The following is a 14841-nucleotide window of genomic DNA, read 5'->3' on the forward strand; positions in this document are numbered from 1 at the left end:
GGAGTTTATGAATGCAATATACGGAAGTAATGGCTCGTTATGGTGAGCTATCCACCAAGGGCAAAAATCGGCGCGATTTTATTGGCCGGTTAAATGGTAATGTCACAAAAGCTTTGCGTCAATTTCCAGCGTTGAGTATTAAGCCGAAACGGGATCGACTCCATTTAGTATTAAACGGTGAGAACGCCGATGCGGTTATGAATGCACTAGGTAAAGTCTTTGGGATTCAGACTTATTCACCAGTCGTTCGAGTAGCTATTGAGGATTTTGAACAGGTCAAGCAAGTTGCGTTAGAGATGGTCAATGAGGGTGCATCCGAAGCTGGCATGTCTTTTAAAATCAACACACGTCGCTCGGATCACAACTATGCATTGGACACAAATGATATTAACTTAGCGGTTGGTGACTTCGTTTCAGAAGCAAGACCAGACTTAAAAGTAGAAATGAAAAGACCAGATGTTAAAGTCCGAATCGAAGTTCGTCGTGATGCTTTTTATGTATCTTATTTGACCATCCCAGGTGCTTTGGGATTGCCAGTCGGGACTTCTGGTAAGGCGATGCTGATGTTGTCTGGCGGAATCGATTCACCGGTAGCCGCATATCTAGCTTTGAAGCGTGGTGTAGCTATTGAAATGGTTCATTTCTTTTCACCACCTTATACGACAACAAACGCACTAAACAAAGCGAAAGAATTGACTGCTAAAGTTGCAGCTTATGCCGGTTCAATTAATTTTATCGAAGTACCATTTACAGAAATACAAGAGACGGTTAAAGAAAATGTGCCTGAGGGTTATCTGATGACGGTTCAACGGCGCTTTATGTTGCGGTTAACCGATAAAATCCGGGCACAACGTGAAGGCTTGGCCATTTTTAATGGTGAGTCAGTTGGACAAGTGGCTTCCCAAACGTTGGAAAGTATGGCGGCCATCAATGATGTCACGGCAACGCCTATTTTACGACCAGTGGCGACTTTAGATAAAACGGAGATTATTGATATCGCTAGAGAAATTGATACATTCGATTTGTCAGTTCAACCCTTTGAGGATTGCTGCACGATTTTCGCGCCACCACAGCCTAAAACACACCCCAATTTAGAAAGGGCACGCTATTATGAGTCGCAGTTAGCCGTAACTGAGTTGGAAGATAGAGCTTTAGCGGGTATTAAAGTTTCAAAGATCTATCCAGAAGATAAGTTCCTAACGCAGGGTATGACTAGTGATCAAATTGCCGATTTACTATAGCAATTAAAGTCTATCTGAAACCTAAAGATAATTCATGAAAAAGACTATATTAATAAGGTCTCCAGAATTTAGATATGCATCTAACTTTTGGGCGGCCTTATTTTTTTGTGTCAATTAGTTACTATATTAAATACAGCGGATTTCGAATGGTTATAGTTGTCAGCGCTTTCTTATGGTGATACAATTATATGTGAAATACTATACAAACTGAGGTAAATAATCATGAAATCAAAGACAAATCTACCGAATGCTACTGCTGAACGGATTCCCATGTATTATCGATATTTAAATATGCTGGCAGCGAGTCAGGTTCAACGAATTAAGTCCCAGGAATTAAGTAAGTTGATCCATATTCCCTCAGCAACGATTCGTCGTGACTTTTCTTGTTTTGGCGAATTAGGTCGGTCAGGGTATGGCTATGATGTCCAATTTCTAAAAGAAACCTTTGCTAAAGTTTTGAATGTCAATAAATTGGAAAAGATTGCTTTAATTGGGGTGGGAAATTTGGGTCAAGCGTTGATTCGCAATAATTTTCGCCGCAATCCTAATTTAAAAATCACAATTGCCTTTGAACAAAATGAGACATTGATCGATACCATCTTTAATGGTGTTCCAATTTATAGCATGGCGCTGTTAAGACAAAAGATCCAAGAAAATGAGATCACGACGGCAATTTCCACAGTACCCAGTGCTCACGCTGGCAAAATCATGCCATTATTAGATGAAGCTGGGATCCGATCGGTTTTGAATTTTGCGCCTGAACGTTTAAAAACACCGCAGCACATGATGATTCGTTATATTGACCTTACTTCTGAATTACAAACTTTAATTTATTTATCTGACCGTGAAGCTGAAAATCAAGTACTTTCTGGTGTTGACCAAAGTTAATTCCCGCACTATAATAATAGAAATGCAAAGAACAAGAGCGGGTTTTATCGCCTTTTCAGAGAGGAAAAAGCAAGGCTGAGACTTTTTCTATGATCCGATAAAATACTGGTAGCTTGGAAGCAGTTGGACTGAAACTTAGTAAGTTCTTCCGGATTTTTTCCGTTATCTCAATGAAGTTGGGTTATTGTAACCAAACTAGGTGGTACCGCGAGCATTCGTCCTATGTCTAAGACGAGTGCTTTTTTTCTTGTTAAATTTAAAGGAGGATCCCTATGGCAACGCAAATGTCCACAAAATATGATCCCAAAGAAGTTGAAGCAGGCCGTTATCAAAAATGGTTAGATGAACAATTATTTAAGCCAAGTGGCGACCAAAAAGCCAAACCGTATTCAATTGTTATCCCGCCACCTAACGTAACTGGCAAGTTGCATTTAGGTCATGCTTGGGATACAACGCTACAAGATATGATCATTCGTCAAAAACGGATGCAAGGGTATGATGTTTTATGGCTACCCGGAATGGATCACGCTGGGATTGCCACGCAAGCTAAAGTTGAAGCTAAGTTACGTGAACAGGGGATTTCTCGTTATGATCTCGGCCGAGAAAAGTTTATTGATCAAGTGTGGGCTTGGAAAGACGAATATGCAAACACGATCAAAAATCAGTGGGGCAAATTAGGTCTATCAGTAGATTATTCTCGGGAACGGTTTACTTTAGATGATGGTCTATCTAAAGCTGTCCGTAAAGTATTCGTTGATTTATATAACGAAGGTTTGATTTATCGTGGTGAATATATCATCAACTGGGATCCAGAATTAAAGACAGCTTTATCTGATATTGAAGTCATCCATAAAGATGATGCTGGGGCACTTTATCATGTCCGTTACCCTTTGGCAGATGGTTCTGGAGATATTGAAATTGCGACAACGCGTCCAGAAACAATTCCTGGTGATACAGCGATTGCCGTCTATCCAGGAGATCCACGTTATAAAGATTTAGTTGGTAAAGACGTAATCGTGCCATTATTTGACCGTAAGATTCCAATTATTGAAGATCACTACGTTGATAAAACTTTTGGGACTGGGGCCGTTAAGATTACGCCTGCACACGATCCTAATGACTTCTTAGTTGGTAACCGGCATGATCTGAAACGATTAAATATCATGAATGACGATGCTACCTTAAATGAACAAGCCGGAAAATATAATGGCATGGACCGCTTTGAAGCACGTAAAGCAATTGTTGCTGATCTTAAAACAGCTGGCTATTTGCTAGACGTTGAATCAATCACGCATAGCGTTGGTCATTCTGAACGGTCAGATGCTCAAGTTGAGCCGCGGTTATCCACTCAATGGTTTGTTAAAATGAAACCTTTGGCAGAGGCAGCTTTAGCCAATCAAAAGTCAGACAACAAAGTTGATTTTGTACCACCTCGTTTTGAGAATACCTTTACACAATGGATGGAAAATATCCATGATTGGGTTATTTCACGTCAATTATGGTGGGGACATCGAATCCCGGCTTGGTATAATAAGCAAACTGGCGAGACATACGTAGGTATGACCGCGCCTAAAGATGCTGAAAATTGGACACAAGATCCGGATGTCTTAGATACCTGGTTTTCCAGTGCCTTGTGGCCGTTTTCGACAATGGGTTGGCCAGATACCCAAGCAGCTGACTATCAGCGTTACTACCCAACTAATACGTTAGTCACAGGTTATGATATTATCCCATTTTGGGTGGCTCGGATGATATTCCAAGGCTTGAAGTTTACTCAAAAACGGCCATTCAAAAATGTCTTGATCCATGGTTTGATTCGAGATGAACAGGGCCGTAAGATGAGTAAATCACTGGGCAACGGGATCGATCCAATGGATGTCATTGATAAGTATGGTGCAGACGCACTCCGATGGTTCCTTTCTAATGGGTCTACACCTGGACAAGATACCCGTTTTTCTTATGACAAGATGGATGCTGCTTGGAACTTTATTAATAAAATTTGGAATGCCAGTCGGTTTGTAATCATGAATTTAGCTGACACACCAGCACCGACCAAAGCTCCGGATAAAGCTAATTTTGATTTAGCAGATCGTTGGATTTTTGCACGGTTGAATCATACCATTCGCGAAGTCACTCGGTTGTTTGACAGTTTTGAGTTTGGCGAGGCTGGCCGCATACTCTATAACTTTATTTGGAATGATTTCTGTGATTGGTACATTGAAATGAGTAAAGAAGTCCTCTCAGGAACCGATACAACTGCAAAGAAAAATAAACGGTACCATCTAGCTTATGTACTTGATAAAATTTTGAAATTGATGCATCCAATCATGCCATTTGTCACGGAAGAAATATGGTTATCCATGCCTCATGAAGGCTCATCCATTAGTGTGGCGGCTTATCCTGAAGCTATATCTGATTTTGATAATGCTCAAGCTGTTGAAGAAATGGAAGTTTTGATCAATGTGATTCGGGCAGTCCGTAATATTCGTTCTGAGGTGAATGCGCCATTATCGTCACCAATTGATATTCTGATTCGGACACAGGACACCCATATTACTGATATTTTAGAACACAATCAGGAATATATTGAACGCTTTGCGCATCCAAAGGCCTTACAAATCTCTGAAAAAGTGACCGCACCTAAGTTATCTAAAACAGCGATTATTACAGGTGCAGAGATTTTTGTGCCGTTAGCTGAGCTGATCAACATCGATGATGAAATTGCCCGCTTAGAAAAGGAAGCTGAAAAGTGGCAAAAAGAAATCGACTTTGTGGACCGCAAGCTAGGCAATGAAAATTTCGTCAAAAAAGCGCCTGAGGCAGTTGTGAACGAACAAAAAGAAAAACGGACCGATTATGAAGGCAAATTAAAGGCCGTTCAAAATCGTATTCAAGAATTAAAACAATCCTAATTTTTTTGATATTAAGTGAGTGAGATTGGCACAAAAGGCATTTAGCGGCTGAGTCTTAACAAGAATTACGATAACTAGTGACTTTTGTTAAGTGAGGTCGATGTTGCCCTTTAAAGTGCATTTAAAATTAAATTGTTCGTAACTAAGGCTGGGCTGAATGTAAAAGGTTAATTTTGTCCCGGCTCTTCATAAGCGTCTGATTGTTAGATGAATTTTCTAACGATCAGGCGCTTTTTTTGAATATTGTATTTGCCATTTTCACGCCTATGATTCTTTAACTTTACAAGTAAACATGATAAATTGAATATTGTTGTTTAAGACAACCACCGAAAATAACAAATACAGGGGCACATGATGCAAACATACGATGAAGCTTTAACTTATATTCATTCACGGCCCAAAAAACATCGAACGGCTAGTTTAGCAAATATGCACCAGATATTAACGTATCTGGGGGAACCACAAAAAAACTTTCAGTCGATCCATATTACGGGCACTAATGGCAAAGGTTCTGTATCCTATCTATTGAGTGCAATGATTCAGAATACCGGTGTGAAAATAGGCACCTTCTTGTCGCCTTTTATTCGCCGATTCAATGAACGTATTCAAATTGACCTTGAACCTATTAGTGACGACGAACTTGTGTATTGGACGAACCAAGTGGCTTTAGGGGTTCAGACAATTAAAAAAAAACAGCCTGAGTTTGAGTTGGCAGAATTTGAAACCGTAACAGCAATTATGTTCGCGTACTTTGCGGCACATAAAGTTGATGTGGCTGTTATCGAAGTCGGCATTGGCGGTGCTCATGATAAAACGAATGTGATTGATCCGCTATTTTCAATAATTACGACTATTGGCGCGGATCATTTACAATTAATTGGGCCAACTTTAGCAGATGTTGCCATTGAAAAAGCTGGTGTGATCAAGCCTGGCCGACCAGTGATTCTCGGCCGGCTGTCCTCTGAATTAGCAGCTATTGTAACAGCTAAGGCACAGGCGCAGAACAGCCCGGTTTACCGTTTTGATCACGAATTTAAAGCAACACAGGTTCATTTATTACCGGATTATCGTCAGACATTTGACTTGACGTTACCTAATAGACGTTTTAAAAACTTGACAATCAAAAGCATTGCTGCTTTTGAAGTCGATAATGCTGCTGTGGCGGTAATGGCTTATATTTTGTTTTGCAAATTGACAGGTCAGCTACAAACTCAAGATACATTCAAGCCTGTTTTGGCCAAAACTGATTTGATTGGGCGTACGGAATTGATTAGTGAATCACCATTTATTTTATTAGATGGCGCCCACAATCCACCAGCTTTTAAAAGTTTATTAGATAGTTTAACTCGGGCGTTCCCACAGACAGAGATTCATCTGATTGCAGCATTTATGAAAGACAAAGCTATTGCGGAGGTTTTACCGTTATTGCGGCGTCAGTCGGGGCTAAATTTATACTTAACGCAACTAGACATGCCGCGTTCGGCTACCAAAGCGGATCTAGAGCCGCTAATGCATGCCAAAGACCAGTTTTACACTCATTGGCAGCAAGCGTTTTTAGCGGCTTATCAAAATGCTTCTGCAGAGGATCTGATTGTGATTACTGGATCTATTTACTTGGTTTCTGCAGCACGGCATGAACTATTGGAGGATGGAAAAGAAGATGTATAAAGGTATTATTTTTGATATGGACGGCTTGATGTTTGATACAGAAGCAGCTTATTTAAAAGCAAACTTGATGGCAAGTGATGACTTGAATATTCATATGGTTGCTGAAGATTATTATCAGCTTGTCGGCGCATCTGAAGAAGAAGCAACTGGCTTCATCGAGACACATTTTACGAGTCCAGAACAGGAACAAACTTTTTATCGTCTGACGGAACAGCATGTTTTAGAGCTGCTTGAAGCTGGGGAAATTGCGCGAAAGCCGGGTTTGACTGAACTGTTAGCTTTTATTGAGCAGCATGGTTTACAGCGTGTTATTGCTTCGTCTAATAATAAGCGGATGATTGCGGCTTTTTTAGATTATTTTAAATTGAATCAATACTTTGACGAGATTATTTCTCGAGAAGATGTTACGGCAAGTAAGCCGGCACCAGATTTGTTTTTAAAAGCTGTTGCGACACTGAACTTAGCGAAGTCGGAGACTTTGATTTTGGAAGATTCGCCGAATGGTGTAGCGGCCGCAAAAGCAGCTCAGGTACCAGTGGTTATGATTCCAGATTTACTGCAGCCTAAAGCGGCTGAGCGGCAGGTAGCAACGGCTATTTTGCCCGATTTAAAACAAGTCATTGATTTTTTACAAGTGGTTTAATTAAATTGTAGCCATATAAAAGCTCCTATTTTTCGTAATTTATGAAAAATAGGAGTTTTTATTATGATTGAAACAGTTCATGCAGATTCTTTAGATGGGCCTCGTGAAATTATTGCCCAACATGGTGCAAAATCTTTGAGTGACCGCCAGTTAATTATGGCAATTTTGGGCAGTGGCACTAAGCAGCAACCAATTGATCAAGTTGCCCGAGAGCTACTATTATCCGTTGAAAATATTGGTGCTTTAGCCGATTGTACATTGGCAGAGTTATGCCAAGTGACTGGAATCGGGTTTTCAAAAGCAGTTATGCTTCAGGCTGCAATTGAACTCGGGCGCAGATGTCTACAGATGAAGACCTTTCGTCGGGGTCAAATTGTTTCTAGTCAGGGTGCTGGAGAATTGATGCTGCAACGTTTTCTAGGGGTTGAGCAGGAACAATTAATCGTTATTTTTTTAGACACGAAAAATCAAATTATCGCCGAAGAGATGATTTTTCAAGGGACGCTAAATTCGTCAGTAGCCCATCCGAGAGAAATTTTTCATCGAGCAGTCCTATTGTCTTGCATGAGTTTTATTATTTGCCATAACCATCCTAGTGGCAATCCTAAGCCCTCACAACATGACATTGAATTTACTCAACGTTTGGTCAAATGTGGTGAATTGATGGGCATTAATTGCTTAGATCATTTAGTTATTGGGCATGACAAATTCGTAAGCTTTCGTGAATTACAGTTGATTTAACAGCATATTGTTTGTGGAAACATTATTGAGCCATTTTTTTATCCTGAACCTTATGTTATAATGCTACATGACTTAATTGAGATGACATGAGGAGAGAATCGATTTGTTTGGAATCGGAACAAAAAATATTGGTATCGATCTTGGTACTGCCAATACCCTAGTTTATATCGATGGCAAGGGGATCGTTCTACGTGAACCTTCCGTTGTCGCAAAAAACACAAAAAATGGTGATGTACTGGCTGTCGGCTCTGAAGCGAGAGATATGATCGGTCGTACACCTGAAAGTATTGTCGCTATTCGACCTATGAAGGATGGCGTAATCGCAGATTATGACACAACAGCTGCGATGATGAAATATTTTATTGAAAAAGTCGTTGGTAATGGTAAACCCCTTGTGATGGTTTGTGTCCCAAGTGGGGTCACTGAAGTTGAAAAACGGGCAGTGATCGATGCAACTAAAATGGCTGGTGCTAAAGAAGCTTATGTGATCGAAGAGCCTTTTGCTGCTGCAATCGGTGCGGGCTTACCCGTCATGGATCCGACTGGAAGTATGGTTGTTGATATTGGTGGTGGCACGACTGACGTGGCTACAATTTCTTTGGGTGGTATTGTTTCTAGTCGATCAATTCGCAATGCAGGGGATCGTTTAGATGAATCCGTTGTCGCTTATATTCGCCAAAACTTTAATTTACTGATTGGTGAACGAACAGCAGAACAAATTAAGATCAATATTGGTTCAGCATCAATCGAAAAGGCTCAAGAGATTGAATCAATGACGATTCGAGGACGCGACTTACTATCCGGTTTGCCAAAGACTATCGATGTTGAGGCCACAGATATTGCTAAAGCCATTCATGAAGTCGTTGATGAAGTGATTGCTGCCATCAAAGAAACGTTGGAGGAAACATCTCCTGAAATTGCTGCCGATATTATTGATCATGGCATTGTATTAACCGGCGGTGGGGCATTGCTTAAAAATTTGTCTGAGGTTATTTCTGATGCAACTGGTGTCCCCGTGTTTATCGCACAAGACCCACTAGATTGTGTTGCAATTGGAACTGGTGAATCATTGAAAAATATCGACGTGATGCGGCGTCGTTAAACAATAGCGGGGATGGAGGGAACTCTCCCCGCTATTAACTTTTTATTGTAAAGAAGCGTAACGAGGTTACCTATGTCAAAATTTTTCTCTAACAAAAAGTTGATTATTTTACTGATTACAATCGTAGCAATGATTGGGTTTATTTCAATCAGCATTTCTATTCGTGATCGTCGAGAAACCCCACCAGTAATACAACAAATTGGTAATGATGCCGCTGGTATCGCAAGTCAAATCGTTAGTGCGCCGGTCAATAGTATTCGGACTGGATTGACATCAATGGTCAATTTGGTAAATACATATCAAGATAATGAGCGTCTGAAACAACAGCTCGATCAATTAGATCAGGTTAAAGAGACGAATACAACTTTGCGGCGTGAAAATAAAGCACTGAAGCGGCAGTTAAAATTGAGTGCTACTTTAACGGACTACAAGGAGATGAACGCTGCGGTTATTTCACGTTCACCGGCCTCGTGGCAAAATCAAGTAGTAATCAATAAGGGGCAACTTAATGGTGTTGTTAAAAATATGCCAGTTATGTCTGGATCGGGGCTTTTAGGTCGAGTTGTAGAAGTGAACAAAACCAATTCTAAAGTTGAATTGATCTCGACAGATAATAAAAATACCAATCGTTTTGCAGTTGAAGTTAAAATTGGTGCAGATAAATATTTGTCTGGCATCGTTTCACGCTATAATTCAGCACAGCATCGTTTGATTATTAGCCAGCTAGATACGACCGAGGGCGTCAAAGCGGGTGATATGGTTTCAACGTCGGGACTAGGTGGCCTTACGCCACGAGGGTTATTTGTCGGTAAAGTGACTTCAGTGCGTAAAGATGATTATGGCCTGACAAATTCCGTATATGTTAAACCAGCGGCAAATATTGATGACTTCACGGTGGTGACGTTGATTGATCGAACAGTGGCGGGTGATTAAATGACAATAGCTGCAAAGAGATTAAGATGGTTCATCCCCATAATTTGGACTGTTTTATTTTTGTTGGACGGCACGATCAGTTTGTTATTTCAAAAATGGTTATATCATGATTTTTTAAATATCTCTTCCCAAGTTCTGCTGATGGGGGTTGTAAGCACTAGCTTCCATTTTGACACAGAACGTTGGCTGATTTGGCCAGCATTTGTTATCGGAATTTTTTATGATTGCTTTTACCTAGGCATCGTGGGTTATTACACGTTTCTATTACCTATGGTGGTTATGATTGTCCGCTGGATAGCAGATTATTTACCAGATTCAATGTTATTTCAAGCGGTTACTTATATTCTAATGTTGATTATTTTGGAATTTGCTTTGTTCATTTTAAATAGTTTCTTTGGTGATGGCATCGGATTTTTTACCTTCGTTAGTACAGATCTAGGACCAACCTTGGCTGCTAACGTAATCGTATTTCTTTTGATATACTATCCGTATAAGCAGTTGATGAAAGCAATTTCCAACTAATGATTTTTAGGAGTCTTAACTTTTATGGATAGTGTCGTATTAAAAGGTCGAAAAACAGGCTATGAGATTTATCTGAATGATGCAGCTAACTTCGATGAAATTATGCGTGAACTCAATGTTTTATTACAAAAATTACAGACAAGTGAAGCTAAATCCGACAATCAGTTAGCATTTGCGCTTGAAACTGGAAACCGTTTGTTAACTAAGGCACAGGTTAAAAGGGTACGTGAACTTTTTGAACGCTTTACAAACTTTAAAATTGAACATATTCAAGCTAAAGTGATTGATATTGCTACTGCTAAAGAAGCAGAACGCAAGAATAATATCCATGTCGAAATGGCGGTTATTCGCAGCGGACAAGAGCTAGCTTTTGATAGTGATGTATTGTTCCTGGGTAATTTGCATCAAGGTGGCGTGTTGCGTAGTCACGGTAGTATTTTTATGTTGGGTCAAAGTTCGGGCATTATTGAAGCCGGTTATCCAGATAACGATGAAGCTGTGGTTGTTGGGGACCTTTCAAGTACGACTCAGGTCAGAATTAGCGACACAGTAGAGATCATTAATCCTAAAAATCATAGTTTTGATAACAGCACGGTAGCGTTGATCAATGATTTACATGTGCTGGATTTTGATGAAGTTAGCAATTTAGCAACGCTTCGACCAAAATTATTTCGTAAGATGGAGGAAAATCAATAATGGCAACTTCATTAGTCATCACGTCTGGAAAAGGCGGCGTTGGTAAAAGTACTACGGCTGCCAATTTGGGTACGGCTTTGGCTTTGATGAATAAACGAGTTTGTATGATCGATTTAGATATTGGCTTACGTAATCTGGATGTGATCATGGGTCTGAGCAATCGCATTATTTACGATATTGTAGATGTTGCCAGCGGGCGAGCACAGCTGCATCAGGCTTTAATTAAAGATAAACGTTTTGATGATAAGTTGTATTTATTACCAGCTGCTCAGAATACGGTCAAAAATGTACTTAGCCCGATGGATATTGTCACGATTGTGAATCAATTGCGTCCCGATTTCGACTACATATTATTAGACTGCCCAGCTGGAATCGAACAAGGATTTCAAAATGCAATTGCTGGGGCCGATGGGGCTATTGTTATCTGTACGCCCGAAATTCCTTCTGTAAGTGATGCTGATCGGGTTGTTGGACTGTTGGAGCAAAAGCAGATGAAATTAGCACCACGGTTGATCATTAATCGAATTATTCCAGGTATGATGAATGCCGGGGATACAATGGATATTGATGAAATAACCAAGCACTTGTCGATTGGCCTGTTAGGGATCGTCTTTGAGGATGATCATGTTATTCTGGCTTCTAATAAAGGGGTCCCAGTTGTGATGGATCCAGAAGATAATGCAAGTAAAGGCTATCGTAATATTGCCCGCCGTATTTTAGGAGAATCTGTCCCATTAATGACGTTAAAGGAACACAAGCCTTCGTTTTTTGAACGAATTTTTGGACGCAAAAAAAGAAGGCATTAGATTTATACTTGACATCATTCTCATTATGATTTAACATTCAGTTAATAATTTTAGCGAAGAACAGGAAAAGTATTTTTATTATTTGAAAACAAAGAGACGTGTTGGTTGCTGAAAAACACGCAATGATAAAAAGAACACACACCTGTGAGCTTGATTTCTGAACAAATGTAGGAAATCACGGGATTCCCGTTACCACGCAGTTGTTACTGTGGAGGTTTAGAGTTTATCTAAACAAATTGAGGTGGGACAGCGTGATTAAACGCCCTCTTGGATATCATTATCCAAGAGGGCGTTTTATTTTAGCCAAATTAGGAGGCGGTAAGATGAATGGAATACTAAAGTACAGCACTGAAATTTTGCCCTCATTGTTACAGGGTACAAAATTGACGCTTGGGTTATTTGTCATTACGTTGGTGCTTTCATTACCGATTGGGGCACTGGTCAGTTTAGGTCTACGCTCACGATTTAAGCCATTGCAATGGTTATTGAATTTTTATGTCTGGTTAATGCGTGGCACGCCATTATTATTACAATTAATTTTTATTTTTTACGGCTTACCAGTTTTACATATTTACTTTGAACGATTTAGCGCTGCTATTTTTGCCTTTGTATTAAACTATGCTGCCTATTTTGCGGAAATCTTTCGTGGTGGCTTTCAGTCAGTGGATAAAGGTCAGTTTGAAGCAGCCAGAGTTTTAAGATTAACTTATCCACAAACGATTCGCAAAATCGTATTGCCACAAGTTACAAAGATCGTATTACCTTCTGTGGGCAATGAAGTCATCAATTTAGTTAAGGATTCATCACTGGTTTATGTCATTGGCTTAGGGGATCTATTACGTGCTGGGAATATTGCGATGACACGTGATGTTACTTTAGTGCCACTGTTAATGGTTGGTGCCATTTACCTTGCTTTAACGGCTCTATTTACATTTTTATTGCGTAAAGTCGAACAGCACTATAGTTACTACCGTTAGGAGGGCATTAAAATGTTAGAAGCAAGTAAAATCAATAAAAGTTTTAATGGTACGCAAGTGTTGACTGATATTTCTCTAGAAGTGGACTCGGGTAAAATTCTTTGTATTGTTGGGCCTAGTGGCGCTGGTAAAACCACTTTATTGCGAATCATTACTGGATTAGAACAAGCAGACTCAGGTTCTTTTAAAATTGATGGTCAGCCCTTTGATCCAGATAGTAATAATACGAGTAATGCCTTGATTGGTGTGGTATTTCAGGATTTCCGTTTATTCCCACATTTGAGTGTTTTAGAAAATATTACACTGGCACCAGAGCTTGTTTTGAAAGAAAGCCGCACCAAAGCTCAAGCTAAGGCAAAAGATATTTTATCGCAGCTAGATTTAGCAGATAAAGCCGATATTTATCCTTTTCAGCTGTCTGGGGGTCAAAAACAACGGGTGGCCATTGCTCGGGCACTCGCATTAGATCCAAAGATACTTTGTTATGATGAGCCAACAAGTGCTTTAGATCCTGGTTTACGCCAAAGTGTAGAGACTTTGATTCTTCGGCTTAAAAGTCAAGGCATGACACAAATTGTGGTTACCCATGACATGACTTTTGCTCAGAATATTGCGGATAAAATTCTAGAGGTAAAGCCAGCGCAGGAGTTGTGAAGTTATGAAAAAAATGAGACGTGTGGGGTTATGGTTTGTACTGCTCCTTGTATTGCCTGTTTTGGCTAGCTGTGGTCGTGTCAATAATCAAGTAGATAGTTGGCCACAACTGCAAAAAAGGGGTCGGCTGATTATTGGCCTCGATGATAGCTTTGTCCCCATGGGGTTTCGAGCTAAGAATGGTCAATTAAGGGGTTTTGATATTGACTTGGCTAATGCTGTGGGCAAGAAATTACACATGAAGATGGATTTTCAAACCATTGATTGGAATATGAAAGAAACGGAATTAAAAAATCATACCATTGATTTGATTTGGAATGGTTATACAGTCAATCCTGATCGTGCAAAAAAGGTCCTTTTTAGTAAGACTTACTTGAATAATCGCCAAATTTTAGTTTCTTTAAAGAAAAACAAAATTGAGAAGTTTGTAGATATGAAAGGTAAGTACTTGGGGGCACAAAATGGTTCCTCGGGTCAATCTGATCTAAATGGGCAACCCAAGTTGTTAAAGCAGTACATCAAAAATCAAGATCCTATTTTATACGATAACTTTAATGAAGCGTTTATTGATTTGAATGCAGGTAGAATTAATGGCTTATTGATTGACCGGGTTTATGCTGATTATTATATTGCGCACCAAAAAGATCGATCACTTTATCGCAAAATTCCCGGTGAATTTTCCGATGAACATTTTGCAGTAGGCATGCGCAAAAAAGATAAATTATTAAAAAAACACCTGGATAAAGCTCTCGTTGAGCTTTACCAAGATGGCACGATTAAACGTATTAGTGAGAAATGGTTTGGTCAGGATGACACGGTGCCTATCAAATAAATAGAATACTAAAAAAGACGCCAATGGAACTACTCCGTGTCAAGTAGACAACTTAAATAATTAAAATGCTTATGCACTTTTCTTAACGGCATGGCACCTATATTCGTTGGGGGTCATGCCGTTAAGTGTTTCTTGGCGACGTTTGTTGTTATACCAATCGATACAACGTGAAATCTGAAGCGCTAGTTCCTCTTGTGAATACGCTTGTTCAAAGGCGAAGAATTCT

The 14841-nt window shown here is 39.8% G+C and carries 15 protein-coding genes and 1 other annotated feature; of the genes, 14 read left to right on the forward strand and 1 reads right to left on the reverse strand.

What is annotated here, in order from left to right; all coding sequences use genetic code 11:
* The first annotated feature begins 11 nt into the window (after positions 1-11).
* The 14 genes from thiI (at position 12) to FHQ08_RS07135 (ending at position 14615) form a co-directional block, all read left to right on the forward strand.
* Positions 12-1241, forward strand: a complete 1230-nt coding sequence (gene thiI, locus FHQ08_RS07070) for a tRNA uracil 4-sulfurtransferase ThiI (protein WP_230913698.1) — start codon at positions 12-14, stop codon at positions 1239-1241.
* 222 nt (positions 1242-1463) lie between these two features.
* On the forward strand, positions 1464-2129 hold the full coding sequence (locus FHQ08_RS07075) for a redox-sensing transcriptional repressor Rex (RefSeq protein ID WP_230913699.1): 666 nt from the start codon (positions 1464-1466) through the stop codon (positions 2127-2129).
* 272 nt (positions 2130-2401) lie between these two features.
* Positions 2402-5041: a valine--tRNA ligase gene (locus FHQ08_RS07080; protein ID WP_230913700.1), complete on the forward strand. Its 2640-nt coding sequence runs from the start codon at positions 2402-2404 to the stop codon at positions 5039-5041.
* 351 nt (positions 5042-5392) lie between these two features.
* A complete protein-coding gene (locus FHQ08_RS07085; RefSeq protein ID WP_230913701.1) occupies positions 5393-6709 on the forward strand; it encodes a bifunctional folylpolyglutamate synthase/dihydrofolate synthase in 1317 nt (438 codons plus the stop codon).
* Positions 6702-7352, forward strand: coding sequence for an HAD family hydrolase (locus tag FHQ08_RS07090; RefSeq protein WP_230913702.1), 651 nt, complete (start codon positions 6702-6704; stop codon positions 7350-7352). The genes FHQ08_RS07085 and FHQ08_RS07090 overlap by 8 nt, the downstream gene beginning before the upstream one ends.
* 63 nt (positions 7353-7415) lie before the next feature.
* Positions 7416-8093, forward strand: coding sequence for a RadC family protein (radC, locus tag FHQ08_RS07095; protein WP_230913703.1), 678 nt, complete (start codon positions 7416-7418; stop codon positions 8091-8093).
* Positions 8094-8196: 103 nt separating this feature from the next.
* Positions 8197-9195: a rod shape-determining protein gene (locus tag FHQ08_RS07100; RefSeq protein ID WP_230913704.1), complete on the forward strand. Its 999-nt coding sequence runs from the start codon at positions 8197-8199 to the stop codon at positions 9193-9195.
* A gap of 72 nt (positions 9196-9267) precedes the next feature.
* Positions 9268-10128, forward strand: coding sequence for a rod shape-determining protein MreC (gene mreC / locus FHQ08_RS07105; protein WP_230913705.1), 861 nt, complete (start codon positions 9268-9270; stop codon positions 10126-10128).
* The gene (mreD, locus tag FHQ08_RS07110; protein WP_230913706.1) at positions 10129-10650 is read left to right on the forward strand and encodes a rod shape-determining protein MreD; all 522 of its coding nucleotides are present in this window, start codon (positions 10129-10131) and stop codon (positions 10648-10650) included. It begins immediately after the preceding gene.
* Between the two features lie 24 nt (positions 10651-10674).
* Positions 10675-11346 (forward strand): septum site-determining protein MinC, encoded by a 672-nt coding sequence (locus FHQ08_RS07115; RefSeq protein WP_230913707.1) that lies wholly within the window; start codon positions 10675-10677, stop codon positions 11344-11346.
* Positions 11346-12152: a septum site-determining protein MinD gene (minD, locus tag FHQ08_RS07120; protein WP_230913708.1), complete on the forward strand. Its 807-nt coding sequence runs from the start codon at positions 11346-11348 to the stop codon at positions 12150-12152. The genes FHQ08_RS07115 and minD overlap by 1 nt, the downstream gene beginning before the upstream one ends.
* Before the next feature lie 47 nt (positions 12153-12199).
* Positions 12200-12422 (forward strand) — a binding site (T-box leader).
* A gap of 53 nt (positions 12423-12475) precedes the next feature.
* Positions 12476-13129, forward strand: coding sequence for an amino acid ABC transporter permease (locus FHQ08_RS07125; protein WP_230913709.1), 654 nt, complete (start codon positions 12476-12478; stop codon positions 13127-13129).
* 12 nt (positions 13130-13141) lie between these two features.
* A complete protein-coding gene (locus tag FHQ08_RS07130; RefSeq protein WP_230913710.1) occupies positions 13142-13783 on the forward strand; it encodes an amino acid ABC transporter ATP-binding protein in 642 nt (213 codons plus the stop codon).
* Positions 13784-13787: 4 nt separating this feature from the next.
* Positions 13788-14615: an amino acid ABC transporter substrate-binding protein gene (locus tag FHQ08_RS07135; RefSeq protein ID WP_230913711.1), complete on the forward strand. Its 828-nt coding sequence runs from the start codon at positions 13788-13790 to the stop codon at positions 14613-14615.
* Between the two features lie 69 nt (positions 14616-14684).
* Here the strand turns inward: FHQ08_RS07135 and FHQ08_RS13000 are convergent.
* Positions 14685-14841 (reverse strand): IS3 family transposase (locus FHQ08_RS13000; RefSeq protein ID WP_269073894.1); only part of this gene is annotated, 157 nt, incomplete at its 5' end.

Source organism: Agrilactobacillus fermenti (assembly GCF_021030645.1).
Classification (GTDB): Bacteria; Bacillota; Bacilli; order Lactobacillales; family Lactobacillaceae; genus Agrilactobacillus; species Agrilactobacillus fermenti.